General features: G+C 67.1%; 24 protein-coding genes and 3 pseudogenes. 9 read left to right on the top strand and 18 right to left on the bottom strand.

What is annotated here, in order from left to right; all coding sequences use genetic code 11:
* On the top strand, positions 1-291 hold a 291-nt coding region (locus V7E05_RS09365), incomplete at its 5' end, for an alpha/beta fold hydrolase (RefSeq protein WP_333619393.1).
* A gap of 103 nt (positions 292-394) precedes the next feature.
* Here the strand turns inward: V7E05_RS09365 and V7E05_RS09360 are convergent.
* Both V7E05_RS09360 and V7E05_RS09355 read right to left on the bottom strand, forming a co-directional pair.
* Positions 395-1,054, bottom strand: a complete 660-nt coding sequence (locus V7E05_RS09360; RefSeq protein ID WP_333619392.1) for an MBL fold metallo-hydrolase — start codon at positions 1,052-1,054, stop codon at positions 395-397.
* Positions 1,055-1,137: 83 nt separating this feature from the next.
* On the bottom strand, positions 1,138-2,226 hold the full coding sequence (locus tag V7E05_RS09355; RefSeq protein ID WP_333619391.1) for an S-(hydroxymethyl)mycothiol dehydrogenase: 1,089 nt from the start codon (positions 2,224-2,226) through the stop codon (positions 1,138-1,140).
* 124 nt (positions 2,227-2,350) lie between these two features.
* On the opposite strand from V7E05_RS09355, the gene V7E05_RS09350 reads away from it, so the two are divergent.
* The 3 genes from V7E05_RS09350 (at position 2,351) to V7E05_RS09340 (ending at position 6,790) form a co-directional block, all read left to right on the top strand.
* Positions 2,351-4,621 carry an AAA family ATPase gene (locus V7E05_RS09350; protein ID WP_333619390.1) on the top strand — a complete coding sequence of 757 codons (2,271 nt, stop codon included), beginning with the start codon at positions 2,351-2,353 and terminating at the stop codon, positions 4,619-4,621.
* An 86-nt stretch (positions 4,622-4,707) separates the two neighbouring features.
* Entirely contained in the window at positions 4,708-5,181 is a 474-nt protein-coding gene (locus tag V7E05_RS09345; RefSeq protein WP_333619389.1) for an ATPase, read from the top strand.
* A 133-nt stretch (positions 5,182-5,314) separates the two neighbouring features.
* Positions 5,315-6,790, top strand: a complete 1,476-nt coding sequence (locus tag V7E05_RS09340; protein WP_333619388.1) for an aldehyde dehydrogenase family protein — start codon at positions 5,315-5,317, stop codon at positions 6,788-6,790.
* 107 nt (positions 6,791-6,897) lie between these two features.
* Here the strand turns inward: V7E05_RS09340 and V7E05_RS09335 are convergent, their stop codons facing one another.
* The 13 genes and pseudogenes from V7E05_RS09335 to V7E05_RS09280 form a co-directional block, all read right to left on the bottom strand.
* Positions 6,898-7,134: a type II toxin-antitoxin system VapB family antitoxin gene (locus tag V7E05_RS09335; protein WP_333619387.1), complete on the bottom strand. Its 237-nt coding sequence runs from the start codon at positions 7,132-7,134 to the stop codon at positions 6,898-6,900.
* Positions 7,135-7,173: 39 nt separating this feature from the next.
* A complete protein-coding gene (gene thiE / locus V7E05_RS09330; RefSeq protein ID WP_333619386.1) occupies positions 7,174-7,854 on the bottom strand; it encodes a thiamine phosphate synthase in 681 nt (226 codons plus the stop codon).
* On the bottom strand, positions 7,851-8,639 hold the full coding sequence (gene thiM / locus V7E05_RS09325) for a hydroxyethylthiazole kinase (RefSeq protein WP_333619385.1): 789 nt from the start codon (positions 8,637-8,639) through the stop codon (positions 7,851-7,853). The genes thiE and thiM overlap by 4 nt, the downstream gene beginning before the upstream one ends.
* 88 nt (positions 8,640-8,727) lie before the next feature.
* Positions 8,728-9,168 carry a DoxX family protein gene (locus V7E05_RS09320; protein ID WP_333619384.1) on the bottom strand — a complete coding sequence of 147 codons (441 nt, stop codon included), beginning with the start codon at positions 9,166-9,168 and terminating at the stop codon, positions 8,728-8,730.
* Positions 9,169-9,237: 69 nt separating this feature from the next.
* On the bottom strand, positions 9,238-10,152 hold the full coding sequence (locus tag V7E05_RS09315; RefSeq protein ID WP_333619383.1) for a restriction endonuclease: 915 nt from the start codon (positions 10,150-10,152) through the stop codon (positions 9,238-9,240).
* An 11-nt stretch (positions 10,153-10,163) separates the two neighbouring features.
* Complete coding sequence (locus tag V7E05_RS09310; protein WP_333619382.1) at positions 10,164-10,388, bottom strand: type ISP restriction/modification enzyme; 225 nt, start codon at positions 10,386-10,388, stop codon at positions 10,164-10,166.
* A gap of 85 nt (positions 10,389-10,473) precedes the next feature.
* A pseudogene (locus tag V7E05_RS09305) lies at positions 10,474-10,554 on the bottom strand (hypothetical protein); the annotation flags it as partial.
* 130 nt (positions 10,555-10,684) lie between these two features.
* Positions 10,685-11,433 (bottom strand): annotated as a pseudogene (locus V7E05_RS09300) (type ISP restriction/modification enzyme).
* Positions 11,434-11,442: 9 nt separating this feature from the next.
* Positions 11,443-12,651 (bottom strand): hypothetical protein, encoded by a 1,209-nt coding sequence (locus V7E05_RS09295; protein WP_333619381.1) that lies wholly within the window; start codon positions 12,649-12,651, stop codon positions 11,443-11,445.
* 85 nt (positions 12,652-12,736) lie between these two features.
* Positions 12,737-13,228, bottom strand: a pseudogene (locus V7E05_RS14325) (hypothetical protein); the annotation flags it as partial.
* Positions 13,229-13,438: 210 nt separating this feature from the next.
* Complete coding sequence (locus V7E05_RS09290; RefSeq protein ID WP_333619380.1) at positions 13,439-14,554, bottom strand: restriction endonuclease; 1,116 nt, start codon at positions 14,552-14,554, stop codon at positions 13,439-13,441.
* Between the two features lie 241 nt (positions 14,555-14,795).
* The gene (locus tag V7E05_RS09285) at positions 14,796-15,587 is read right to left on the bottom strand and encodes an SDR family NAD(P)-dependent oxidoreductase (protein WP_333619379.1); all 792 of its coding nucleotides are present in this window, start codon (positions 15,585-15,587) and stop codon (positions 14,796-14,798) included.
* 124 nt (positions 15,588-15,711) lie between these two features.
* The gene (locus V7E05_RS09280) at positions 15,712-16,473 is read right to left on the bottom strand and encodes a GntR family transcriptional regulator (protein WP_333619378.1); all 762 of its coding nucleotides are present in this window, start codon (positions 16,471-16,473) and stop codon (positions 15,712-15,714) included.
* Between the two features lie 173 nt (positions 16,474-16,646).
* Between V7E05_RS09280 and V7E05_RS09275 the strand changes: the two genes are divergently transcribed.
* From V7E05_RS09275 to V7E05_RS09255, 5 genes are read left to right on the top strand one after another with little or no spacing between them, the layout of a single operon-like run.
* Complete coding sequence (locus V7E05_RS09275; RefSeq protein ID WP_333619377.1) at positions 16,647-17,876, top strand: NRAMP family divalent metal transporter; 1,230 nt, start codon at positions 16,647-16,649, stop codon at positions 17,874-17,876.
* A 57-nt stretch (positions 17,877-17,933) separates the two neighbouring features.
* On the top strand, positions 17,934-18,710 hold the full coding sequence (locus V7E05_RS09270) for a LamB/YcsF family protein (RefSeq protein WP_333619376.1): 777 nt from the start codon (positions 17,934-17,936) through the stop codon (positions 18,708-18,710).
* 2 nt (positions 18,711-18,712) lie between these two features.
* Positions 18,713-19,525 (top strand): putative hydro-lyase, encoded by an 813-nt coding sequence (locus V7E05_RS09265; protein ID WP_333619375.1) that lies wholly within the window; start codon positions 18,713-18,715, stop codon positions 19,523-19,525.
* The gene (locus V7E05_RS09260) at positions 19,525-20,196 is read left to right on the top strand and encodes a 5-oxoprolinase subunit B family protein (RefSeq protein ID WP_333619374.1); all 672 of its coding nucleotides are present in this window, start codon (positions 19,525-19,527) and stop codon (positions 20,194-20,196) included. The genes V7E05_RS09265 and V7E05_RS09260 overlap by 1 nt, the downstream gene beginning before the upstream one ends.
* Entirely contained in the window at positions 20,193-21,071 is an 879-nt protein-coding gene (locus tag V7E05_RS09255; RefSeq protein WP_333619373.1) for a biotin-dependent carboxyltransferase family protein, read from the top strand. The genes V7E05_RS09260 and V7E05_RS09255 overlap by 4 nt, the downstream gene beginning before the upstream one ends.
* 166 nt (positions 21,072-21,237) lie before the next feature.
* On the opposite strand, the gene V7E05_RS09250 is transcribed toward V7E05_RS09255, so the two are convergent.
* The 3 genes from V7E05_RS09250 to V7E05_RS09240 all read right to left on the bottom strand — a co-directional run.
* Positions 21,238-21,387 (bottom strand): hypothetical protein, encoded by a 150-nt coding sequence (locus tag V7E05_RS09250; protein ID WP_333619372.1) that lies wholly within the window; start codon positions 21,385-21,387, stop codon positions 21,238-21,240.
* 148 nt (positions 21,388-21,535) lie between these two features.
* Positions 21,536-22,765 (bottom strand): NAD(P)/FAD-dependent oxidoreductase, encoded by a 1,230-nt coding sequence (locus V7E05_RS09245; RefSeq protein WP_333619371.1) that lies wholly within the window; start codon positions 22,763-22,765, stop codon positions 21,536-21,538.
* A 73-nt stretch (positions 22,766-22,838) separates the two neighbouring features.
* Positions 22,839-23,415 (bottom strand): alpha-hydroxy-acid oxidizing protein (locus tag V7E05_RS09240; RefSeq protein ID WP_333619370.1); only part of this gene is annotated, 577 nt, incomplete at its 5' end.

Genomic DNA, 23,415 nt, shown 5'->3' with positions numbered 1-23,415 from the left:
TACGTCGCTCGCCTCTCCGAGCCCGTCGTCCTCGACGCCACGCTGCGGTACTACCTCGCACTCGGCACGGGCGAGTTCCCCGCCGACCCGGTGATCACCGTGCCGACCCTCTACTTCTGGGGAGACTGCGACCTCGCCTTTTCTCGGGCGTCGGCGGAGAAATCGCGCGAGTACACCTCCGGCGAGTACGAGTTCGAGGTCCTCGAGGGAGCCTCGCACTGGCTCCCCGAGGAATGCGCAGAGGACCTCGGCCCTGCCGTGGCCGACTGGATCGCGAGGCACTCGCGCTAGAGCGCGCCGGGACCAAGACGCACCCGGGCTAGGGCGCATCCGGACTACAGCATCCGGGTTAGGGCACCAAGCCCGCCCAGGACAGGGCGAGCCCAGCCCAGCCCTACGCCCCGCGCGCGATCCAGTCCTCGAGGTGCGGAGCCTCGTCGCCGACCTTCGTCCCGTCGCCGTGCCCCGTGTGCACGAGCGTCTCCGCAGGCAGCGTGAGGATCCGCTCCTTGATCGACGTGATGATCGTCGGGAAATCCGAGTACGAGCGCCCCGTCGCGCCGGGTCCACCGTTGAACAGCGTGTCCCCGGAGAACAGCACGCCGGCCTCCGGGACGTGGAACACGCACGAGCCCGGCGAATGCCCCGGCGTATTGAGCACGCGGATCTCCGTGCCCGCGATCTCGAAGCGCTGCCCGTCCTCGAGATCCTCGTGCGCGGTCTCGGGGTGGGTCTCCTCCCAGAGCATCTGGTCGCCGGGGTGGACGAACAGGCGGGTGTCGAGCTTCTCGGCGAGCTCGGGAGCGACCGTGATGTGGTCGTTGTGCGCGTGCGAGCACAGGATGCCGCGCACCTTCCGGTCCCCCACCGCCTCGAGGATCGGCGCCGCGGTGTGCGCGGCGTCGATCACGAAGACCTCGGAATCGTCGCCAAGGATCCAGATGTTGTTGTCGACTTCCCACTCGCCGCCATCGAGGGAGAAAACCCCCGAGGTCACGACCTTCTCGATGCGCAGGCCGTTCGCGAGTCCGCTGCTGGTCACCTCGTGTGCCATGTCTATCCCCCCTGGTCCGTCGTCAAGACCGTCGTCAAAACCGTCGTAATACAGCCGTGGAAAAGCGCGAGCGAGCCGAGCCGCTACAGCTCGACCACCGAGCGGAGGACCTTGCCGGCCTTCATCGCGGCGAACGCGTCCTCGACCCCGTCGATACCGATCCGCTCGGTGACGAACTTGTCGAGCGGCAGGCGGCCGTCGAGGTGCAGGTCCACGAGCATAGGGAAGTCGCGCTCGGGCAGGCAGTCGCCGTACCACGACGACTTGAGCGCGCCGCCGCGCGAGAAGAAGTCGAGGAACGGCAGCTCGAGGGTCATCTCCGGGGTCGGCACGCCGACGAGCACGACGCGGCCCGCGAGGTCGCGCGCGTAGAACGCCTGCTTATAGGTCTCGGGGATGCCGACCGCGTCGACGACCACATCGGCACCGAAGCCGCCGGTCAGGGCCTTGATGCCCTCCACCGGGTCGTTGGCCTTCGAATCGATGACGTCGGTGGCACCGAAATCCTTGGCCCATTCGAGCTTCGCCGGATCGACGTCGACGGCAATGATCTTCGCAGCCCCCGCGAGCTTGGCCCCGGCGATCGCGGCGATGCCGACGCCGCCGCAGCCGATCACGGCCACGGACTCTCCGCGCTGTATCTCCCCGGTGTTCATCGCGGCGCCCATACCGGCCATCACGCCGCAGCCGAGGAGCCCGGCGACTGCGGGGTCGGCCTTGTCGTCGACTTTGGTGCACTGGCCCTCGTGGACGAGGGTCTTCTCCGCGAAAGCGCCGATCCCCAGCGCGGGAGACAGCTCTGTGCCGTCGGCGAGGGTCATGGACTTCGATGCGTTGTGGGTGTCGAAGCAGTACTTCGGCTCGCCCTTCTTGCAGGCGCGGCACTCACCGCACACGGCACGCCAGTTGAGCACCACGAAATCGCCCTCGGCGACGTGCTTGACCCTCTCACCGACGGTCTCGACGATGCCCGCGGCCTCGTGCCCGAGGAGGAACGGGTACTCGTCGTTGATCCCGCCGTCGCGGTACGCGAGGTCCGTGTGGCAGACGCCGCAGGCCTGGATGCGCACGATGACGTCGTTGGGACCGGGCTCCGGGATCACGATGTCGACGAGCTCCAACGGCTCGCCCTTCGCCCGCGAGACGACTCCCTTGACCGTTGTGTCCGACATTGAGATGTCCTCCTGTGTATTCCGCCTTCGCTTACCGCCAGCATAGGGAAAGACCACGGGTACCGGGGATGCCCGGCGCCACGGGCAGGGCGAAGCTGTCGGAGCCTGCTGGTTTAATCCACGTGTGTCCATCGACATCACCTCCGAATTCGCCCTCGCCCTCGACCTGCTCGAGGCCGGGCAGTCGATGTTCCTCACGGGCAAGGCGGGCACCGGCAAGTCGACGCTCATCCGGCATTTCCTCGCCACTACCGAGAGGGAGGCGCTCGTCGTTGCGCCCACGGGCATCGCCGCGCTCAACGTCGAGGGCTACACGATCCACCAGCTCTTCGGCCTCCAGCCGACCACCACGCTCGCCGATGTCGAAGGCGGAAATTACTACCCGCGGCGCTTCGCGGCGGCGCTGCGCACCGTGGGCACACTCGTGGTCGACGAGGCGTCGATGGTGCGCGCGGACCTGCTCGACATGGTCGCCGTCGCGCTCGAGCGTTTCGGTCCGGTGCCCGGGGAGCCTTTCGGCGGTGTGCAGATCGTGCTGGTCGGCGACCTGCTCCAGCTCGCGCCCGTCGTGCGCTCGCACGAGGAGCTGTATTTCCACGACGTCTACGAGACCCCGTATTTCTTTTCCGCCCGCTCGTATTCGTCCGAGCGCTTCCCGCTCGTCCAGCTCACCAAGGTGTTCCGCCAGATCGGCGATCCGGAGCTCACACGCATCCTCAACACCGTCCGCGAGGGGCGGCTCGTCGAGGAGTCCAGGGCGCTCCTCAACACCCGCACGGTGCCCGATTTCGAACCGCCCGCCGGCGAATTCTGGCTCACGGTCTGCACCACCAATCGCATCGCCGACTCGCGTAACCGCCGCGCCCTCGAACGCCTGCCCGGCGACGAGATCGTCTCCCACGCGATGGTCTCCGGCGAGGTCGATGCCCGCTCCCTGCCTACCGACACCGAGCTCCCCCTCAAGCCCGGCGCACAGGTCATGCTTCTCAACAACGATCCGCTGGGCAGGTGGGTCAACGGCTCGATCGGCCAGGTCGTCTCTCTTTTCCTGGATGACGACGGAGATCTCGGCGCCCGCGTGCTCCTCCGCTCCGGCCGGGCGGTGGACGTGGGGCAGCACACGTGGGAGATCACCGAGCCGCACGTCGAGGGCGGCGGCATCGCTCATCGCGTGGTGGGCCTCGTTCGCCAACTTCCCCTGCGATTGTCGTGGGCGATCACCATCCACAAGAGCCAGGGGCAGACCGTCGAGCGCCTCGTCGTCGATCTCAGCGGAGGCACCTTCGCCTACGGACAGCTCTACGTGGCCCTCAGCCGGTGCACGTCGATGGCAGGCCTCGTACTTCGGCGCGACGTTCTCGCCAAAGACCTCAAGGTCGATGCCAGGATCCGGCGCTTCCTCCGCGCGCACACCGAGCGAACCTCTACGAATGTAGCGCCGGCGTTCGTCACCGCCCTCGTGGTGGGCGAAAACGGCGCTCGTTACCGCCCCAGGGCCGTGGAGGTCGCCGTGGCCACGGCCGATGGCGTCGAGTTCTCCACGCTGCTCAACCCGCAGCGCGACCTCGGTAGCTCGCGCGCGGATTACGGGATCTCCGCCGCCGATATCCAACTCGCCCCCACACTCGCCGAAGCGTGGCCGGGCATCTCCCTCGCGCTCGCGGGCAGGCCGGTCGTCGCCGCACGGGCGGACGAGACACTCGAGTTCCTCGATTTCGAGCTCAAGCGACTCGGAGTCCTCGCCGTCGTTCCCACGGGCGTGGAATTCCGCAGCCTCCCCTTCGCCGCGGAGGCAGCGCGAGCACTCGATGCGCCCACCGCCCTCGAGCGGGCCCGGGCGATGCGTGACTCCGCCGTCAGACACGGGTGGGTCGCGCAAGGGGATGCCGATGCGTTCGAGGCGGCGCCAGCGCTGGACTCGGGGTTCGTCCTCGACCGAGAGCGCCGCTTTCGTCCTGCAGGAACGCAGCCCGAGGGCCTCGGGTACGCCGAGGCGCTAGCCGCGCACGTGCGCAGGGCGGCGGAGCGGGCGGTGCCGAGCCCTGCGCTCGCCGCGGAACTCGACGGGCTCGGCCGGGAGCTCGGCGAGGACGTGCTTCCGCCGGAATGGGTGGATCCGGAGTCCGTCGACCTCGATGGCGTGTTCTTCCCCGGGGCGCGCGTGTGTTTTACGGGAACGGTGGTCTCCGGGGGCAGGGAGTTCGCGCGCGAGGAGATGGAGCGGCTGGCCCGCGGCGTAGGGCTGCAGCCGGTCGCCAATGTCACGAAGACGAAGTGCGACGCGCTCGTCGTCGCGGAACCGGGAACGCAGAGTACCAAGGCGAAGTCCGCGGAGAAATGGGGAACCCCTGTGGTTGCCGCGGAGGAGTTCCTCGACTGGCTTGGAGCGGGGTAGCGCACGTTCGGACCAACGGGCTCCGCGACCGAGTGCCACAGTGGTGGGGACACGGCAGAAACACGCCCTCTCTCGAAGGAGATGCCATGCCCGAGAAGGAACTGCTCCAGGCCTCCACCCACGTCGATGCGGGGCCGGCCGAGGTCTTCGCCTTTCTCTGCGATCCGGCGAACCACGAGAAGACCGAGCCCACTGATTGGGTGCGCGACGCGATCGACAGGGAGCCGATCACGGCGACCGGCCAGACGTTCGGGATCAACATGTTCCTTGAGTTCGTCGGCGGCCACTACGAGATGCACAACTTGGTCACTGTGTTCGAGCAGGACCGCGCCCTCGCTTGGCTGCCGGGCACTCTCGACGAGGCAGGGAACCACGACCCCGGAGGTTGGTGGTGGCGCTACGACATCGAGCCCGAGAACGGGGGCTCGCAGGTGACCATCACCTACGACTGGACGGAGACCCCGGAGGCGTTCCGCAAGCAGGTCGGCGGTATGCCGCCTTTCAGGCCGGGTTATCTCGACGAATCGCTCGCGAGCTTGGCCGCGAACGTCGGTTCCTGAACTCGCGCGCTCCCGCGATCCTCCATACGTGACGATCTCGGGACACCCGCACGCAGTCGGGACTACCGTGGCGCACATCACAGTCGCACGGAATTTCCGCCGTGCCCGCGCCCAGAGGATCCCGGTACACACGATGAACTTTTTCCCCGACGACACCTCCTCGCTCTACATCGACGGCGAGCTCCGCCCGGGCTCGGGAGGCACCTACCCGGTGTCCAACCCGGCGACGGGGAAAGAGATCGGACTCGCGGCGAACGGCACCCCGGAGGACGCCGACCTCGCCGTGGCCGCCGCCCGTCGCGCGTTCGACGATCAAGCCGAGGGCGCGTGGTCGCAGGATCCGGCGATGCGGGCCAGGCTCCTCCGCGCGCTCCATTCCGAGCTGACGGCGCGCATCGAGGAGATCCGGGAGCTCACCATCGCCGAGGTGGGGACCTCGTACACGATGACCACGGGCGCACAGATGCAGGACCCCATCGACGGCCTCTTGTACTGGGCCGATCTGGCCGAGAATTTCACGTACTCCGAGGACAAGGGCGAAGCGGAGCTCATGGGGATCCGTTCTCGGCACGAGGTGCGGCGCGAGGGCGCCGGGGTGGTCGCGGCGATCACGCCGTGGAACTTCCCGCACCAGATCAACTTCGCGAAGGTCGGGGCGGCGCTCGCCGCGGGCTGCACGGTGGTGCTCAAACCCGCCCCGGATACGCCGTGGACCGGCGCGCTTCTCGGCCCAGCGGCGCAGGCGGCCGGGTTCCCGTCCGGGGTGCTCAACATCGTAACGAGCGAGTCGAACGATCCGGGCGAACGACTTGTCGAGCACCCGGACGTCGATGTCGTCTCGTTCACCGGATCGAGCGCGACGGGCCGGAAGATCATGGCCTCTGCGGCTCCGACGCTCAAGAAGGTGTTCCTCGAGCTCGGCGGGAAGTCGGCCGCGATCGTGCTCGACGACGCCGACCTCGCCGCCGCGTGCATGATGACCGCGATCACCTGCACCCTCCATGCCGGTCAGGGTTGCGTGTTCACTACACGCCTCGTGGTGCCGCGCCAAAAGCTCGACGAGGCCATCGCCGTCACGTCCGACGTGATGGCCGGCATCGTCCCCGGAGATCCCCACGATCCGGCGACGATGTGCGGTCCGATCATCAACCAGCGCCAGCTCGACCGGGTCTCCGGATATGTGGACCTCGCGCGCTCCGAGGGCGCGACGATCGAGTTCGGCGGCGAGCCGTTCCCGTCTCCGACCGGAGGCGGTTATTGGTACACCCCGACCCTGATCTCGGGTCTCGACGAGCACTCCCGCGTAGCGCAGGAGGAGATCTTCGGCCCGGTCCTCGCGATCCTCCCCCACGACGGCGACGACGACGCCGTGCGCATAGCCAACGACAATCCCTACGGCCTCTCCGGCGCGGTGTGGGGAACCGACCCGGAGCGCCTCGAGCGGGCGATCCGCGGGATGCGGACCGGCACGCTGTCCATCAACGGCGGCCAGTACTTCGGCCAGGACATGCCCTTCGGTGGGGTCAAGCAATCGGGCATCGGCCGCGAGATGGGCGAGGCCGGCTTCGAGGAGTTCCTCGAGTACAAGTCCATCGGTTACGGGACGTAATTGCGCACGACGGAAATGTCGATAGTGCTACAGCACTGATGGAACGTCCGTATGCCTGAAATCGTCTCCCTTGAACAACAAGGGTTTCCCTGTCGACGTAACGATGATCATTTGGGCAGACCGTCTTCGTCATAAATGTCGTCATTGGAAAGCCCTACGAGATCCATTTCCTGCATCTTGCCCTGAAGCGCCCTGAGACGGTCGCGATCAATCGGCTTTGGCTGCCGCGCGGCCTCTTTTTCAAGAGCGTCCCGCACGACTGCCGTTGCCGTGGTTCCGCGCTGCCTCGCCAGCTCCGTCGCCAGCACATGCACTCGCGGGTCCTTGATGTTGAGCGTCGCCATAACAGCGGTTATTCCTCGAAAGGTAGAAAGCGTAAGCCCCTACTTTCCGCTTGGCGCCTCGGCCGCATCCCACGCCTGGGCGAATTCGCGGGCCGCGCGACATGGGTCAGCGGCGGCGCATATCGCCGACACTGTCGCCAACCCTGCGGCGCCCGCTTCGCGCAGCGGGAGGGTATCGAGGGACTGCACTCCACCTATCGCCACGCACGGCAGTGTAGTCGCCGAGGCGACCTGCGCGAATCCCGAATACCCCAGCGGCGCGGGATGATCCGCCTTGGTACTGGTTTCCCGGATCGCCCCGACGCCGAGATAGTCGACGGTCCCCGGACCAAGCGCGTGGACCTCGTCGAGGTGGGCTTGCGTGTCCGCCGATAATCCGATGACGGCGTCCGGTCCGATGACCTGGCGGACCGCCGCGACCGGCAGGTCTTCCTGCCCTAGATGGACCCCGTCGACGGCAGCGCCCACGGCCTTCGCGGCGCTGTACACATCCACTCGGTCGTTGACGAGCAAAGTCGCCTTCCCGTCGGTGAGTTCCGCCGCTCGGCAGACGAGCTCGAACAGCTCCCGCCCGCCCGCAGTTTTGTCCCGGATCTGCACCGTGGTCGCCCCTCCGGCCACAGCCGATTCGATGACGGACAGCACGCCGCGAGCCCCGCACAGCACCGGATCGGTCACGAGATAGGTGCGAAGGTAACCAGGGTCGACGCGGGAGGTCATGCCACGGCCATTCGGGCGCGAACGGTGTCCGCATCGATGCGTGCCAGCGTGTCCACGAACGCGGCGGCGAAACTCCCCGGGCCGGACGATTTCTCGGCCGCCAGCTCCGCGGCGATGGTGTAGACGGAGGTAGCCGCGACGGCCGCGACCAGAGCATCAGACTCGAGCGAGGCGAAGGCCGCCATCACCGCACCCAGGGCGCACCCGGCTCCGGTGACCTTCGTGAGCAGCGGGTGCCCGTTGCTTACCCTCATCACCTGCCGGCCGTCGGTGATCACGTCGGTCGGCCCCGAAACGGCGACGACCGCGCCGTGCTCGCGTGCCAGCGAGCGCGCCGCGTCCAGTGCCCCCTCGGGAGAGTCCGTGGACTCGACTCCTCGCCCGCCTTCCCCGAGCCCGGCGAGAGAAAGGATCTCCGAGGCGTTGCCGCGCACGATCGTCGGCCGCAGCGCGACAAGCTCGCGGGCGAGGGCCGTGCGCACCGGAAGCGACCCCACCGCTACCGGGTCCAGCACCCAAGGAGTGTCGGCCGCCCGCGCGGCCTGCGCGGTCGCTGGCATGGTCGCTCTCGCCTCCTCGTGCGGGGTCCCGAGGTTGATGAGCACGCCGGACGCGATGCGCGCGAACTCCTCTGCCTCGGTGGGGATGTCGACCATCGCCGGGGAGGCGCCGATCGCCAACAGCACGTTCGCGGTGAAGTTTGTTGCCACTGCGTTGGTGATGTTCTGCACGAGCGGCGATCGTTCACGTAACACCTCGAGCAGTTCGGCACTGCGGTCAGTCACGTCGGCTGGATCGTCGGCCCTCATGGGCAAAGTCCTCCCGTTCGATGTTCTCAGACCGGAGCTGGGCGATTCCCACCGTCGATCTGTTCTATCGTCGCCGTGCGGTGTTGCCGCGAGCACGCTTCGGGATTCCGCCGGCCCACAGCGCGGCCGCTATCAGCGGCGGCTGGAAAAACAGCCGCGCCAATCGCTTGCCGTCGGTATCGAGCCCGAAGCCGTCGGTTCCTTCGGCGTATTGCGCGATGTTCCCGGGGAAGATCAATACATAGAACACGGCCAGGGCGATACCGGCCTGACGGCGACGTTGCGGAAACCCCAGGAGCGCAGCGCCGAGCCCTACCTCGGCGACTCCGGAGGCAAGCACTGTGAAGTCCTCGCCGAGCGGGAACCAGTCCGGCACCTGAGCCTTGAACTCCTGCCGTGCAAACGTCAGGTGCGCGATGCCGGCAAACGACATGAATCCGCCGAGCGCGTAGCGGGCGATGTTCTGCGAGCCAGGGATTACGCGACTTTCCGTGTGTGTCTTCATGTCCCGAGCCTACGCCGCTTCTACAACCACGTACTCGGCTTCACTCTCAGCCCCTGCGAATGTCAACGGCTAGAGGTTGTCGAAGTAGTCACCGTCGACGCGAAAGAGTTCAACGGTTTTCTGGGTCTGAACTCCGACGCGATATTTGACCAATAACTCGCCAAGCCTCTGCCCATCGATCAGCTCGATCCGAGCGTTAATCTTTTCCGCCTCGGCGATGGCACCTTTAGTGAACTTTGCGGTGGTGATAAAGACGCCGCGGTCGCCTTGTTTGCCCAGTAGAGCTCCCGCAAATTCGCGAATCCGCGGTCGGTCGACTGCCCGGTCGAGCGCATACCGTTTGGCCTGTACGTAAATCCGGTCTAGCCCTAGCGGATCTTGGCTGATGATCCCGTCGACACCAGCGTCCCCGCTGACGCTCGTCCGCTCGACGTTTCCGGCTTGTCCGTAGCCCATGTTTTCGAGTAAGCCCACATCAAGATTCTCGAACCCTGTCGGTGACAGATTGAGCGCGTGAGTCAGGAGCTCGTCTTGGATCACGGCACGGTTTTCGCCGCCCGCCGCTTCGATCATCTCGTCCGGGGTAATCGTTTCCTCGTTGTCCGACGCCTTTTCCACCGGTTCGGGTTTTTCCTTGCGAACCCGGCTGCGGAATTGCTCGTATCCCTCGAAGTTCCTCAGCACTCGAAGGTCTACCCTTTCCGGATAGTCAATCAGCACCTTTCTGCCGGTCTCGGTGATCTGCGAATACCCTCGCCGTGGTCGAACGAGGATGCCGGCCTGCGCCAGATGGGTCATCGCCCAACCGCACCGCTTGTCGAATAGTCGCGCGCCTCCCGAGGGCAGGAGTTCGGCGCGTTCCTCGGCGGACACGCCGAATTCATCACCCATCGCGTCGATCACGTCTCGGAAGCGATGTTCTTCACCGTCGTCGAGGTGTGCGAGTATCGGCCGCATCAGGTCTTGGAACGCCGGTATCGCCACTACTTGTCTCCTTAGCCGTCGAGGCTACGGACGAGCTGCACTGTTTCCACCGCCACGCGCGTGACCTTCGCGATGAGGTCCGCAATGTACTTCGGATCGCCGTGCTCGTCGGCCCAGTCGTTGGGATCGTTGGGGATGCCCGAGGAGTTGTCGGTCTTGACCTGGTACCGGTCGATGACCCAGCCTAGCGCGGACCGCGAGCCGAGCATGTACTCCTCGGCCTGTTCCGGGATCACTTGGATCCCCTTCGATCCGCACCTTCGGGTTGTAGATGATCGCAGTGTGGTCGTCCTTCGCCGCCCACTTCATCTTCTGCACGCGCCACGTCTCCCGGCTGTCCGGGTCGGCACCCTTCTCGAGCTCGACGTCGAGCGGGTACGGCTCGACCGTCTCGTAGCCCACATGCAGCTCGGCAAGCTTGCGGCCGGCCGCGGAGAGCGCGGAAGCGCGCGGCGTCGGTTGGAGTCTCGATATGCGGCAGCATCTTCCTCAGGTCCGCCGCTTATTTCTCACGGTACGCGGGCTCGTGGAGCTACCCGTACACGAAGTAGAAAATATCGCTCTTCGTGACGTCGGACGCGACATTCTCCCGGCACTCCGCGAGAATCGCGTCGGTGATGTTGTCGACCCTTGGACAGCCGTCGAGGACCTCGCCCTCGACTCCCTGCGCGGAGGAGCCGCCCCCGGCCGTAAACAAGTCGAGGCCGCCATCCTCGGGGTCGACCGGCTCCCACGTCCACCGCGGGAAAACTGGCCACTGCTCGAGCCCCACATCGCCAAATCTGGAATCAGGCGAGTTGCGAGCGCAGCAAACGATCGATCCGAACCCGCGCCGACAACGTAGAAGCCGATGTTGTCGTGCGCCGGAGTCGGGAACATCGACGGCAGCCGACCACGCTCGTGATTGAGGTGCTTATCGAAGTACGCATGACGCTTGTCGAAAGGGCGATAGTTGGCTTCGATCAGCTGACCGCGATCGAATTCGACTTGCACACCGCGAGCAGCGAAAGTTCGAAGGCTACGAGACCACTTGATTCGAGTGGGGACTGCGTGGAGGCTCGATGAGCTCAGGAACTTGGTGACGTCCGCTTCCTTCGGCTTCGCGATGCCCTGCGCGGCAGCCCAGGATGAGAAATCTTCCCGGGTTGCATTGAAGTTGTCGATGAGCGTGCGCACGGACCGTTCGAGATTCGACTGGGAGTAGTTGTGAACCCAAAAGTCTCGAGAGGTCTCGAGGCCGAGGGGAAAGCGATTGGAAGATCCGTGTTCCGGATTCGACACCTTTAGAGCCTAGAACGGGCCATGAGGAGAAGTTGTCGTCGCGCTGGTTGAGCCATTCGCCGTGGGCGTTGGGGGGGTGATCGCCTCCCAGTCGAGCGAGCCGAGGGTCGCGGCGTAATCGCGCGCGAGCTTCTGCTCACGGCTCAGGTAGTCGCCGATGTCGTGGTAACGAATCGCGCAGGGGCTGGAATGCGCCGGATCCTTGATGCTGATCCAGATGGCGATGGTGTTGCGGCTTCCGCCACCGAAAACCTTGCCGCCCTCTCTGCGCGAAAGCTCACCAGTCGTTCGTTGATTTCCCCGCAAGTTGATTGCGTAGATGCGGCTGTATTCCTCGGCAAGCGAAAGCCGAATCCCGGCGGCGGTATTGCCGTCGATCCAGCCAACGTTGGAAACGAACGCGACGACGCCACGATCCCCGATACGGTCGGTGGCCCAGCGGAACGCGCGCAGGTAGAAATAGTACAAAGTGCGCAGGCTCGTCGCCGTCGAGCGCTTGGCATAGGTTTCCTCGATGCGCGCGTCGAGCCCCGGATATTTGAGGTTGGCATTGAGGTCGTTCGCCGAATTCTGCCCCACAGAATACGGCGGATTTCCGATGATGACGTTGATCGGTGACTCGAGCTGCCGGGTGATGCGCTCGTTGTTCGCCGGGCAGACGCCGAGGTCGGGTCCATCACCGTCCTCGAAGATCTGGAACGTGTCGGCCATGACGATCCCGGGGAACGGCTCGTAGTCATCATCCGCAGTTTCGCCGACCAGCGCGTGATACGTGGCCTCGACGTTGACCGCGGCGATGTAGTACGCGAGCAGCATGATCTCGTTGGCGTGCAGCTCTTCGGCGTACTTACGGGCGAGGTCCTCCGGGCGGATGAGCCCCGACTGCAACACCCGGACCATAAACGTGCCGGTGCCGGTGAAGCCGTCGAGGATGTGCACATCGGCGTCAGAAAGCGTCTTACCGAACGCCTCGGAGAGGGCATCGTTCGCCGCGCGAACGATGAAGTCGACGATCTCTACGGGGGTATAAACGATGCCCAAGGCAGAAGCCTGCGTGGCGAAACCGATCTTGCGGAACCGCTCGTACAGCTCGGCGATGGCCTGCTGCTTTCCCTCGGCAGAGGTGACCTCCTCGGCGCGGACGCGCACCGAATCGTAGAAATGGGCCAGCGAGGATGTCTCGCTTTCCAGCCCGGAGCCATCGAGGGCGTCGACCATCGACTGCATGACCTCGGACACTGGGGTTATGGGAGGCGAAATCGTGCCCGGCGAACAGCGCGTCAAAGACGGGCTTGGTGATGAGGTGCTGGGAGAGCATCGAGATCGCATCCTCGCGCCCGATGCCGTCGTTGAGGTTGTTGCGCAGCCCTTGAGGAAGGTGTCGAAGCGGCGGACCAGCGGCGAGTTTTTTCTGCGCATCGTCGAGGATGGCGTTGATGCGCAGGATCTGGCACTGGGAGATATCGGCGACATCGGCCGCCCAGTCCTCCCAGTAAGTCCGCGTACCGACTTTGTCGACGATGCGGGTGTAGATGGCCTCCTGCCAGTCCGCAGGGGAGAACAACGCGATCTGCTCGGTCGTGTCGGCCGGGCGATTGGTATCTGTTCCCTCGCTCCCGGTGTCCGAGCCCGGCTCGCCTGACTCGGCGCCTGCGGCGTCATCCCCCGTGTTGCCGACGTGCCCAGCGAGAAGTCCCAGCCCCTTGCCGGTCTTCTGGCGGTCCTTTTCCTTGCCGGCGTTGAGGGCGTTGGGCAGGATGATGTAGCCGTAGTTCTTGCCCGGCGCCTTGCGCATTACCCGGCCCACTGACTGCACGACGTCGACCTGGGAGTTGCGCGGGTGGAGGAACATCACCGCGTCGAGGGCCGAGACGTCGACGCCCTCTATGCCCGTGCCCGCACGCTTGGCGAGGCCGTTCCAGCAGCCGATGATCTTCGAGGCGTCGTCGAAGGACAGCTCGCCGTCAGAGGCGAGCTCTCCCTGCATTTTCGGCGCCATGACCGACTAGTCGACACTGGGCACGAGTGCTTTGTAGTCGGTGAGCAGGCCGCGTTCGACGGCTTGGCCAAAGCTGAGGCGGTGGAGCTCCGGACCGAACACGGCATGGTCGTCCATCGAGACGATTTCTGCCGAGGCCTGCTCTGCCTTGTCGCGCACCTTCTGGTCGAACAGCCTAGGTGTGGCCGTCATGTAGAGACGCTTGGCGGCCTTGAGGTAATCGGCGTCGTGGACGCGGACGAAATGCGACTCGTCCGCCCCTTCGAGGGTGACGCCGGTGGTGCGGTGAGCTTCGTCGCAGAGCACGACGTCGAAGGGGTCGGCGCCGAGCTTTTGTGCCTCCGCGACGACGGGAAGCGACTGGTAGGTGGTGAAGACGACGGTGAGCCCGGCGGCGCGCTTGCGGTGTTCGAGCTCCGCGCGCAGTCGCTCCGGTTTCGTGGTGACCGGGATCGGGACGTCGTCGACGTCGTAGTCTCCGGCGGCGCGGGACACCTGCGAGTCCGAGCACACGGCGAAGGCGCGCAGGTCCAGGGAGGTCTGCGCCGTCCATTCGCGCAGGGTCTGTGAGAGCAACGAGATCGACGGGACGGCGAAGAGCACGCGGGCACGACCACCGGAGCGTGCGGCGAACTCCTCGGCGATCTTGAGGGACGTGAACGTCTTGCCCGTGCCGCAGGCCATGATGAGCTGGCCACGGTCGAGCAACTCGTCGAACCTGTTGAAGACCGCCTCGAGCGCCTCCTCCTGGTGTGGGCGGAGCTCATGCGGCTTGGACGGGGTGAGGTCGATCTGCAGCTCGCCCTGCGGCCAAGCGATATCCCAATCGATGTTGGCGCCCGCGAGAGTCGACGCATCGATGGCCTGCATCGGGATCTGCTGGTCGCGAATCGCCTCCTTCGCGTTCGGCCCCCACCTTTCGGTGGTGCTGATGATGAGGCGCTCGGAGAAGCCGTGTTTGCCGGACTCGGTGAAGAACGAGTCGAGCTTGTACTTACCGAGATACGTGCTCGGCGAAAAGAACTTGCACTGGATGGCAACGAGATCGCCGGTATCGGCCTCGCGGGCTACTATGTCAACGCCGTTCTCGGGACGATTGTGGGGGCGATCGGGCCAGTCCATCCATCGCCAGACCCGTCGAACCGGCCCGACCACATCGGGTCAAACTCGAAATATCCCGCCATGAGCTTTTCGAACTTCGTTCCGCGCTCCGAGTTGGTCGGCGCTTCGCGGAAGGCCTTGATCACATCATGGAAAGTCGAAATAAGAACAATGTGAGGGGTGAACCCGGTTGCCGAGGGATAACTCGCCACGAACCCGGGCAACCGAGGTCATCCCCTGAGCGATGCCGAATCAAGCTGCACTACACCCCGTAGCCGCCGTCGACGTCGAGCTTCTGGCCGGTGATGAACCCCGCGCGCTCGGAGGCGAGGAATCCCACGGCCTCGGCGATGTCCTCGGCGACCCCGAAGCGGCGCAGCGGGATGTTCCCGCGCGTGATCTCCAGGGCGCGCTCGTCGAGCTCGCCCGAGGCGATGAGCCGGGAGGCCATGCCGTCGGTGAGCATCCCCGGTCCGACGCAGTTGAAGCGCACCCCGTAGCGCCCCTCCTCGGCGGCGAGTCCGCGGACGAGCTGCTCTACCGCGCCCTTGGGCACCGAGGAAAGGCCGTCGCGGACCGGGTAGCGGTATGTCGCCGCGGTGGTCACCGCCACGACGTTCCCGCGCGCGGCGCGGAGATGAGGAAGCGCGGCGCCAACTAGCGCGAAGAACCCCGCGACATCGGCGTCGAGCTGAGCAGCGAGGTCCGCTGTCACCACCTTTGAGAGGTGCACCATGGGCACGTGCGGGCCGGCGCAGTGGGCGAGGACGGAGATACCGCCGCAGCGCTCCCCCAGGACGTCGACAGCCGCGGCCGCGCCCTCGCGCCCGTCGGCGGAGAGATCGAGCCGCATTGTCTCTACGGAAATAGTGCACCCCTCGGCCGCGAGGCCTGCGCACTCCCGCGCGAGCGCCTCGGGCGGGGACGAGCGATAACCGAGCACGAGGGTTGCGCCGTCGGCGGCGTCTCTGGCGAGCCGACGGGCGACCGCGGCGCCGATCCCTCCTGAGGCGCCGGAGACGAGAATCGCTGGGGCAGGCGTGCGTTCGTTCACGAATCCACCGTATGGGGCGGTTCGGCCCGGCGTGGATGTATCGGGAAAGCTCCGCGAGCTCTGGCCGTGGCAGCGGCGCAGGAGCCCGCCCCCATAGCTCACTAGAGCCCGCCGGCAGTGCCCGCTAGAGCTCGCGGGCGCGCAACCGCGCGAGGAGATCGTGTTCTGCGGAATGGAGGTAGTCCTCGAGTGCATCGGCTGCGCCGGCGAAATCCTCGCCTTCGCACAGCTCGAGAATCCGCGCGTTGAGCGCCACGTAAGGCCGGTGGAAATCGAGGATGACGTCTGTCGCCGCGAAGGCCAGGCGGAGCTCCGTCTTGAGCCCCGCCATGATCTCCACGAGGCGCGGGCTGCCAGAGAGCTCAGAAATCGCGGCATGGAACTGCAGGTCGGCGAGGCCGACTCCCCACTTGTCGCCGGCTTCGAGGGCCTCGCGGCCGGCATCGAGCGCCTCGCGCATCTCGGCTATCGAGCGACGGCGGACGCCCGCGGGCACGGAGTCGGCCTCGCTCAGCGACGAGACCTCGACGAGACGACGGACGTGATAGGCGTCGGCGATATCGGCGGCAGTGAGAGTGCGCACGAAGACGCCGCGATTGGTCTCGCGCACCACGAGGCGCTCGGTCTCGAGCAGCCGGAAGACCTCGCGGATAGTGTTCCGCGACACCCCCATGGACTCCGTGAGCGCCGATTCGACGAGACGTTCTCCTGCGCCGATGTCGCCGCGGATGATGGCCTCGCGAAGTGCGGCGGTCGCCGCGTCCATGGTGGAGGTCGGCCCCGCGAGGCGGAACGCGCGCGCGGCGACTTGCGCGGCCACCGGCTTCTCCCGCCTCGCCGCGGCGCCGCTCCGCGAAGCACCCTCGAAATCGTCGACGTCCCGCATATCCCGCCTCCTCGCCGTCACACAGACTTAACACTTACAGGCTTCACAGGGCTTGCATGATTGTGGGACAATCCTACACAATGTGTGACAGCTCACACCGGAAGTCCGGAGATCGCACTCCGAGCGCTCTCGAATCGACAACCGCACGTCCACCCACGAACACAGGAGGGCCCATGGCCGGCTCCGACTCCCCGACCGCCGCGAAGACACCCTCGTCCGCAACCACTCGCAGAACGCTGCTGGGCGCGATGTTCCTAATGGCCACCTCGGCCATCGGCCCCGGCTTCATCACCCAGACCACGAGCTTCACCGTCCAGCTCGGCGCCGCGTTCGCGTTCGCGATCCTCATCTCGATCCTCGTCGACTTCGCGGTGCAGATGAACGTCTGGCGGGTCCTCGGCGTCGCGGGCATGCGCGCCAACGAGCTCGCCAACGCCATCATCCCCGGACTCGGCTGGGTGCTCGCGGCTCTCGTCTTCTTCGGCGGCCTCGTCTTCAATATCGGCAATATCTCCGGCACCGGGCTGGGCACGGACGCGATGTTCGGCCTTGACCCGAAGATCGGCGCGTCCGTGTCGTGCGTCATTGCGATTGCGGTCTTCCTGGTCAAGCGCGCGGGTGCGGCGCTCGACCGAATTGTCGTGGTCCTTGGCTTCGTAATGATCGCGCTGACGGTCTGGGTCGCCTTCACCTCCGGACCGCCTGTCGGTCTCGCGCTCAAGAACGCGGTGCTCCCCGAGTCGGTCGACTGGGTCGTCATCACCACCCTCATCGGCGGCACTGTCGGCGGCTACATCACCTACGCAGGCGCCCACCGCCTCGTCGATGCCGGGCAGACCGGCCCCGAAAACGTGGGCAGCATCGCGCGCGGATCGGTCCTCGGCATCCTCGTCACCGGCATCATGCGCGCAATCCTCTTCCTCGCCATCCTCGGCGTGGTCCACGCCGGCGCCGTGCTCGGCAAGGACAACGCCGCCGCGGACGCCTTCCAGTTCGCTGCGGGCGAGGTGGGCCTGCGCATGTTCGGCATCATCTTCTGGGCCGCGGCGCTCACCTCCGTGATCGGCGCCTCGTACACCACCGTCTCGTTCGTCACCACGCAGAAGACGAGCGACCGCACGCGCAACCTCATGACGGTCGCGTTCATCGTCGTCTGCCTCGGGCTCTTCCTCGCGCTCGGCAAAGCGCCCACCACGCTGCTCATCTTCGCCGGTGCGCTCAACGGGATCATCCTGCCCATCGGCTTCACGTTCATCATCTACGCCGCCTGGCGCCGCCGCGACCTCCTCCGGGGCTACGACTACCCGAAGTGGCTGCTCATCGTGGGCGTCGCAGCATGGGTGCTCACGCTCTGGCTCGGCTGGCAGGCGCTCGGCGGCCTCGGAGACCTCTGGAACAGCTAGCACCAGCAAGACCCGGATAACCCGAAAAACCCGGAAAACCCGAGAAAGGATCCGACCATGCCCCTCGCGATCGATCTCAACGCCGACCTCGGCGAATCCTTCGGCCAGTGGTCGATGGGCGACGACGAGGCGATGCTCGACATCGTCTCCAGCGCGAACGTCGCGTGCGGCTTCCATGCAGGCGATCCGCTCGTGCTGCTCGGAACGCTGGAATCGGCGTTCGCCCACGGGGTCGCCGTCGGCGCCCACGTCGCCTACCGCGACCTCGCGGGATTCGGGCGTCGCTACATCGACTACACCCAGGCCGAGCTCGAGGCCGATGTGCTCTACCAGCTCGCGGCCATCGACGGCATGGCGCGAGCGGTCGGTGGGCGCATCTCCTACGTCAAGCCCCACGGCGCGCTCTACAACACCGCGTTCGCCGACGAAGGCCAGGCCGAAGCCGTCGCGAGCGCGGTCGCGCGCTTCGATTCGTCGCTCACCATGCTCGGCCTGCCCGGTTCACAGCTCCTCGCCAAGTCCGCCGCCGCCGGCCTCGGCACCGCGATCGAGGCATTCGCCGACCGCGCCTACAACTCAGACGGCACCCTCGCGAGCCGCCGCACCGAAGGCTCCGTGCTCCACGACCCCGCCGAGGTCGCCGAGCGGATGCTCGCGCTCGTGCGCACCGGCGAGATCCCCGCGCGCGAAGGCGGCGCAGTACGCGTCGACGCCGCGTCGATCTGCACGCACGGCGACTCCCCCGGCGCCGTCGAGATGGCGCGCGCCGTGCGCGCGGCCCTCGAGGATGCGGGCGTCGAGATCCGCCCGTTCGCCGGCGATCGGGAGGAGTAGCCATGTCCGCCTCCCCCCTCGCCCCGCCCAGCGATCCCGGCGCGCTCACCCCCGCCGAGGCTCGCGCCCTCCTGCACTCCGGCCTCGACGTACCGACCGCCGGCTGGAGCACGGGCTTCGCGCAGGCCAACCTCATCGCCCTGCCCCGCGAGGCCGCGTTCGACTTCCTCCTCTTCGCCCAGCGCAACCCCAAGCCCTGCCCGGTGCTCGAGGTCCTCGAACCGGGCGAGTTCCACGGTGGGATCCTCGGCGCCGACTCCGACGTGCGCACCGACGCCCCTTCCTACCGCGTGTGGCGAGACGGCGAGCTCGCCGAAGAGACCACCGACGCGCGCGAGCACTGGACCGAGGACATGGTCGCGTTCCTCATCGGCTGCTCGTTCACCTTCGAGCACCCCCTCCTCGCCGCCGGCGTCCCCGTCCGCCACATCGCCGCCGGGCGCAACGTCCCCATGTACCGGACCTCGGTGCAGTGCCGGCCAGCCGGGCGCTTCTCCGGCCGCCAGGTCGTCTCGATGCGCGCGATCCCCGCCGCCCAGGTCGCCGACGCCGTGCGCATCTCCTCCCGCTATCCGTCGGTCCATGGCGCGCCGGTGCACGTCGGCGATCCCGCGGCCCTCGGCATCGCCGACCTGGACAATCCCGATTTCGGCGATCCGCCCGTGGTGGATGACGGCGACGTTCCCGTCTTCTGGGCCTGCGGCGTCACCCCTCAGTCCATGGTCATGGAATCCTCCCCTCCCCTGGCGATCACCCATTCGCCCGGCAAGATGATCATCACCGACGCCCCCGACACGATGTACCAGGTGCCCTGATGAGTACAGCCCCCAGCGAACTGCGACCGAACAGGCCGTTCCAGGTCCTGCCCTATGGGCCCACGGCTTCGCTCCTCGAACTCGATTCCCTCACAGAAGTAGAGGACCTGTTTGCGTTCCTCTGTGAGCGTCGCGACGCCGGCGAACTCGGCGGGGTCGTCGAGCTCGTCCCCGCCGGCCGGACCGTGCTCATCTCCGCCTCGAACCCGTCCGCGCGGGCGTCCGCCGTGGCCACATGCGAGTCGTGGGTTCCCGGAACGGCGAAGCCGGAGGCCGGGGACCACCACGAGATCCCGGTGGTCTACGACGGCCCGGACCTCGAGGACGTGGCGAGGCAATTGGGAGGCAGCACCTCCGACGTCATCGACCTGCATTCCGGGGCGAGGTATCGCGTGGCCTTCATGGGATTCAGCCCCGGCTTCGGCTACCTCACCGGCCTTCCCGAGGAGCTGCACCTCCCGCGGCGCGACGACCCGCGCGAGGCCGTGCCGCCCCGCTCCGTGGCGGTCGCCGGCGAGTTTTCCGCGGTGTATCCGCGCACGTCGCCGGGCGGATGGAATCTACTCGGACGTGCTGCGGTCCCGCTGTGGGATGAGGAGTGGGAGCGCCCCAATCTCTTCGCCCCAGGCGATACCGTGACCTTCGTTCCCGAGAAGGGGGCACGCGCATGAGCCACAACATCGCGACCATCCATCGAACGGGCCCGCTCGCCACTGTGCAGGACCTCGGTCGGCCCGGCCACATGGGTACCGGCATCCCCGTGTCCGGCGCGGTGGACCGCCGGAGCCACGGGCTCGCGCAGCGACTCGTGGGCAATGCCGAGTCGCGCGCCGGCATCGAGGCGACTATGGGCGGGCTCGAGCTCTCGTTCTCCGCGGACGTGACGGTCGCTGTCACTGGCGCCGAGCTCGAGGTGTTCGTCGGCTCGCGGCGCGAGGCGACCAACGCAGTTCTCCGCGTCCCCGCCGGCACACGGGTGCGCCTCGGCGCGCCGCGGGCAGGGCTGCGCTCGTACATTGCGGTCGCCGGGGGTTTCGAGGTGCCCGCGCTCTTCGGTTCCCGCTCGACCGATCTCCTCTCCGGGCTCGGGCCCGACCCGCTGGCCGAGGGCGATGAGCTCCCCGTGGGCGTGCCCGACACCGCCGAGGCTCCCGCGGCGCCCGAGGCCCGGGTGGAGCAGGCCGCGGTCGCACCACTCTCTACTTCGGTAGAGGTGCGGCTCCTCCCCGGGCCGCGGATCGATTGGTTCACCCGGGCGGCCCTCGACACGCTGCGCTCGGAGAGCTACACAGTGGGCGCGCGCTCCAACAGGATCGGCGTCCGCCTCGAGGGCGCGGCACTCGAGCGGGAGCGGAGCGGGGAGCTGACGTCGGAGGGCATCGTCCGCGGCGCCGTCCAGGTCCCGGCGGGCGGTGAGCCCCTCGTGTTCATGGCGGACCACCCCACGACCGGCGGTTACCCGGTGATCGCCGTTGTGCACCCCGAGGACCAGCACCTCCTCGCGCAGCTCGGCCCCGGCGGCCGGGTGCGCTTCCGGATGGACTAGTTCGGCCGCGGGCCGGTGCCGAAGCCCGCCGGACCGCGTGAACGGGACCGTGCGGCGAGGCGGACCTCCGCCGTCACGGATAGACAAAAGAAGAGGGCCGGCGCACCTCGGTGGTGCGCCGGCCCTTTCCCTGGAATTGCGCGTTCCTGCGTCTGCCCGCCGGAGCTTAGCGCGGCTGCGAGAAGGGCAGGTTCTGCCAGACCTCGCGGAAGGAGTCGGGGAAGTGCTGCTCCTCGACGCGCGGCAGCGGGTTGGAGGACTCGGACGAACCGACGGAGCCGAGGGAGCCGGTGGCGAGATCGAAGATGCTGGACATTGTGTGTTCCTTTCTCGAGGTCCCGAGGCGCTGGTGGCCTCGGCGACACATTCGAGAATGCAGCTCTCTCCTGTGCCAGCCCTCCCGCGGCAGATAGCGTCCGCTGTGGCCGTGCCGCCTCCACCCGGGGGCACGGCCTGCCCCTGCCCTAGCCCGGCTCGATCTCGTCTTTGAGCTGGTCGAGGGTCATTTCCCCGCTGTTGACGGCGGCCACCGCCTTCTTCGCCGCGCCCGTGGAGTCCCATGTATTCCACAGGAGCACGCCGATCGGCTTGCCGTCGCGGACGTAGTACACCACGGCCGCCGTGCCGTCGTCGTTCCACCGCTCGATGGCGTCCGCCGAGGCGTCGAGGGTGCCGATCGCCTCGTAGCCGTCGTCGAAGAGGTCCGACCAGAAGATCGGCGTGTACTCGTACGTCTCGTCGCCGCCGGCCATATTCTTCCCGGCGACCTCGCCTGTGTGCTCGGCGTTGTCGACGTGCTCGACGCGCCGGCGTCCGAACAGCGGGTCGACGAACGCGGCGATGTCACCGGCCGCGTAGACATCGGGCGCCGACGTCCGCATGTGCTCGTCGACGAGGACGCCGCCGTCGATGTCAATGCCCGCGTCTTCCGCGAGGCGCACGTTGGGGTGGACACCGAAGCCCACGGCGACGATGTCGGCCTCGACGGTTTCTCCACCTTCGCCGGAAATCTGCACGAACCCGCCCGCCCCGCCAGGCTCTACGCCCGAGACCTCGAAACCCGGACGGAGCTCGACGCCGTGCTCGCGGTAGGCGGTCTCGATCTTCGCGGTAATCGACGGCGGGAACATCTGCTCGAGCAGGTGCTCGCCCTTGTAGAGCAGCGTCGTCTTCGCGCCCACGGACGACAGCGCAGAGGCCAGTTCGGAGCCGATGTAACCGCCGCCGGCTACAACGGCGCGCTTGCCCTCTCCCGCCGCGGCGCGGAGCTCGCGATAGTCGGCGGCGCTGCGAAAGTAGACGACGCGCTCGTCGTCCGGAGCGAAGGGCATATTCGGCGAGGCGCCGGTGGCGAGGAGCAGCGTGCCGTAGCGAACGGTGGCCTGCCCGTCCTCGCTCTCGAGGTGCACGGTGTGTGCCTCGGCGTCCAGCGCGGTGGCGAACACTTCGAGCACGAGCTCGACGCCCTCGACCTCGGCGGTGTCGAGCGCGGAGCTCTCGGGCTTCGCCTCCTCGCCGTTCTTGTGCCACAGCGTCTTCGACAAATCAGGACGGTAGACGGGGCCGTCGGAATCGCCGGAGGCGACGAGGATCTTCTTTCCCCCCGCTTCGGAGATGGCGCGCGCGGCCTTGTCTGCGGCAGTGCCTCCGCCGATAATGACGTACTCATAAGAATCGGACAGCTCAAGGGACATCGTGGTTCCTTCCCGGCGCCGCTGCACAGCCGCGGGCATCTCCGCGCGGCGAGGCGCGTCCTCCCTTGCCACGCTACGCGCGGATCCGCACCAGGGAGGCGTCGATGTCGGCGCGGGTACGAGCGCCGGACAACGACATCGTCAGGTCGAGTTCCGCAGCGATATTCCGCAGCACCGCCTCCACTCCCCGCGCTCCGTCGATGGCGAGGCCGTAGAGATGGGGTCGCCCGATCGTCACTGCGTCCGCGCCGCAGGCCAGTGCCTTGAACACGTCGGCGCCGCTGCGCACACCGGAGTCCAGGATCAGCGTGTTCTCCCGCGCGATCGAGCCGCGGATCTCGCGCAGCGCGTCGAGGGCCCCGATCGCCCCGTCGACCTGCCTGCCGCCGTGGTTGGAGACCATCACCGCGTTGGCGCCGGCGGCGAAGGCGCGGTTCGCGTCCGCCGGCGTGAGGATCCCCTTGATGACGACGGGCAGCGCCGTCATCCCGCGAAGCTCCTCCACCTGATTCCACGACAGCGCTGGGTTGGAGTACACATCGAGGAACGTCTGCACTGCGGCGCGGGGCACGGGCGAGCGCAGGTTGTCGAGTAAGTAGCCGGCGGCCGTGCCGAGCAGCACGATGAACACCAGAGACGGCACCGTCACG

It is taken from the genome of Dietzia sp. (assembly GCF_036741115.1).
Lineage (GTDB): Bacteria > Actinomycetota > Actinomycetes > Mycobacteriales > Mycobacteriaceae > Dietzia.
Note: the sequence above shows the minus strand (reverse complement) of the source record. Positions and strands in the feature narration are given on the sequence as shown.

Coding starts and splice junctions, on each gene's coding strand:
- V7E05_RS09360 (WP_333619392.1), bottom strand. CDS start 1,054: ATGGCACACGAGGTGACCAGCAGCGGACTCGCGAACGGCCTGCGCATC.
- V7E05_RS09355 (WP_333619391.1), bottom strand. CDS start 2,226: ATGTCGGACACAACGGTCAAGGGAGTCGTCTCGCGGGCGAAGGGCGAG.
- V7E05_RS09345 (WP_333619389.1), top strand. CDS start 4,708: ATGCCCGAGAAGGAACTGCTCCAGGCCTCCACCCACGTCGATGCGGGG.
- V7E05_RS09340 (WP_333619388.1), top strand. CDS start 5,315: ATGAACTTTTTCCCCGACGACACCTCCTCGCTCTACATCGACGGCGAG.
- V7E05_RS09335 (WP_333619387.1), bottom strand. CDS start 7,134: ATGGCGACGCTCAACATCAAGGACCCGCGAGTGCATGTGCTGGCGACG.
- thiE (WP_333619386.1), bottom strand. CDS start 7,854: ATGACCTCCCGCGTCGACCCTGGTTACCTTCGCACCTATCTCGTGACC.
- V7E05_RS09320 (WP_333619384.1), bottom strand. CDS start 9,168: ATGAAGACACACACGGAAAGTCGCGTAATCCCTGGCTCGCAGAACATC.
- V7E05_RS09295 (WP_333619381.1), bottom strand. CDS start 12,651: ATGGTCGACGCCCTCGATGGCTCCGGGCTGGAAAGCGAGACATCCTCG.
- V7E05_RS09290 (WP_333619380.1), bottom strand. CDS start 14,554: ATGGACTGGCCCGATCGCCCCCACAATCGTCCCGAGAACGGCGTTGAC.
- V7E05_RS09280 (WP_333619378.1), bottom strand. CDS start 16,473: ATGCGGGACGTCGACGATTTCGAGGGTGCTTCGCGGAGCGGCGCCGCG.
- V7E05_RS09275 (WP_333619377.1), top strand. CDS start 16,647: ATGGCCGGCTCCGACTCCCCGACCGCCGCGAAGACACCCTCGTCCGCA.
- V7E05_RS09270 (WP_333619376.1), top strand. CDS start 17,934: ATGCCCCTCGCGATCGATCTCAACGCCGACCTCGGCGAATCCTTCGGC.
- V7E05_RS09265 (WP_333619375.1), top strand. CDS start 18,713: ATGTCCGCCTCCCCCCTCGCCCCGCCCAGCGATCCCGGCGCGCTCACC.
- V7E05_RS09260 (WP_333619374.1), top strand. CDS start 19,525: ATGAGTACAGCCCCCAGCGAACTGCGACCGAACAGGCCGTTCCAGGTC.
- V7E05_RS09255 (WP_333619373.1), top strand. CDS start 20,193: ATGAGCCACAACATCGCGACCATCCATCGAACGGGCCCGCTCGCCACT.
- V7E05_RS09250 (WP_333619372.1), bottom strand. CDS start 21,387: ATGTCCAGCATCTTCGATCTCGCCACCGGCTCCCTCGGCTCCGTCGGT.
- V7E05_RS09245 (WP_333619371.1), bottom strand. CDS start 22,765: ATGTCCCTTGAGCTGTCCGATTCTTATGAGTACGTCATTATCGGCGGA.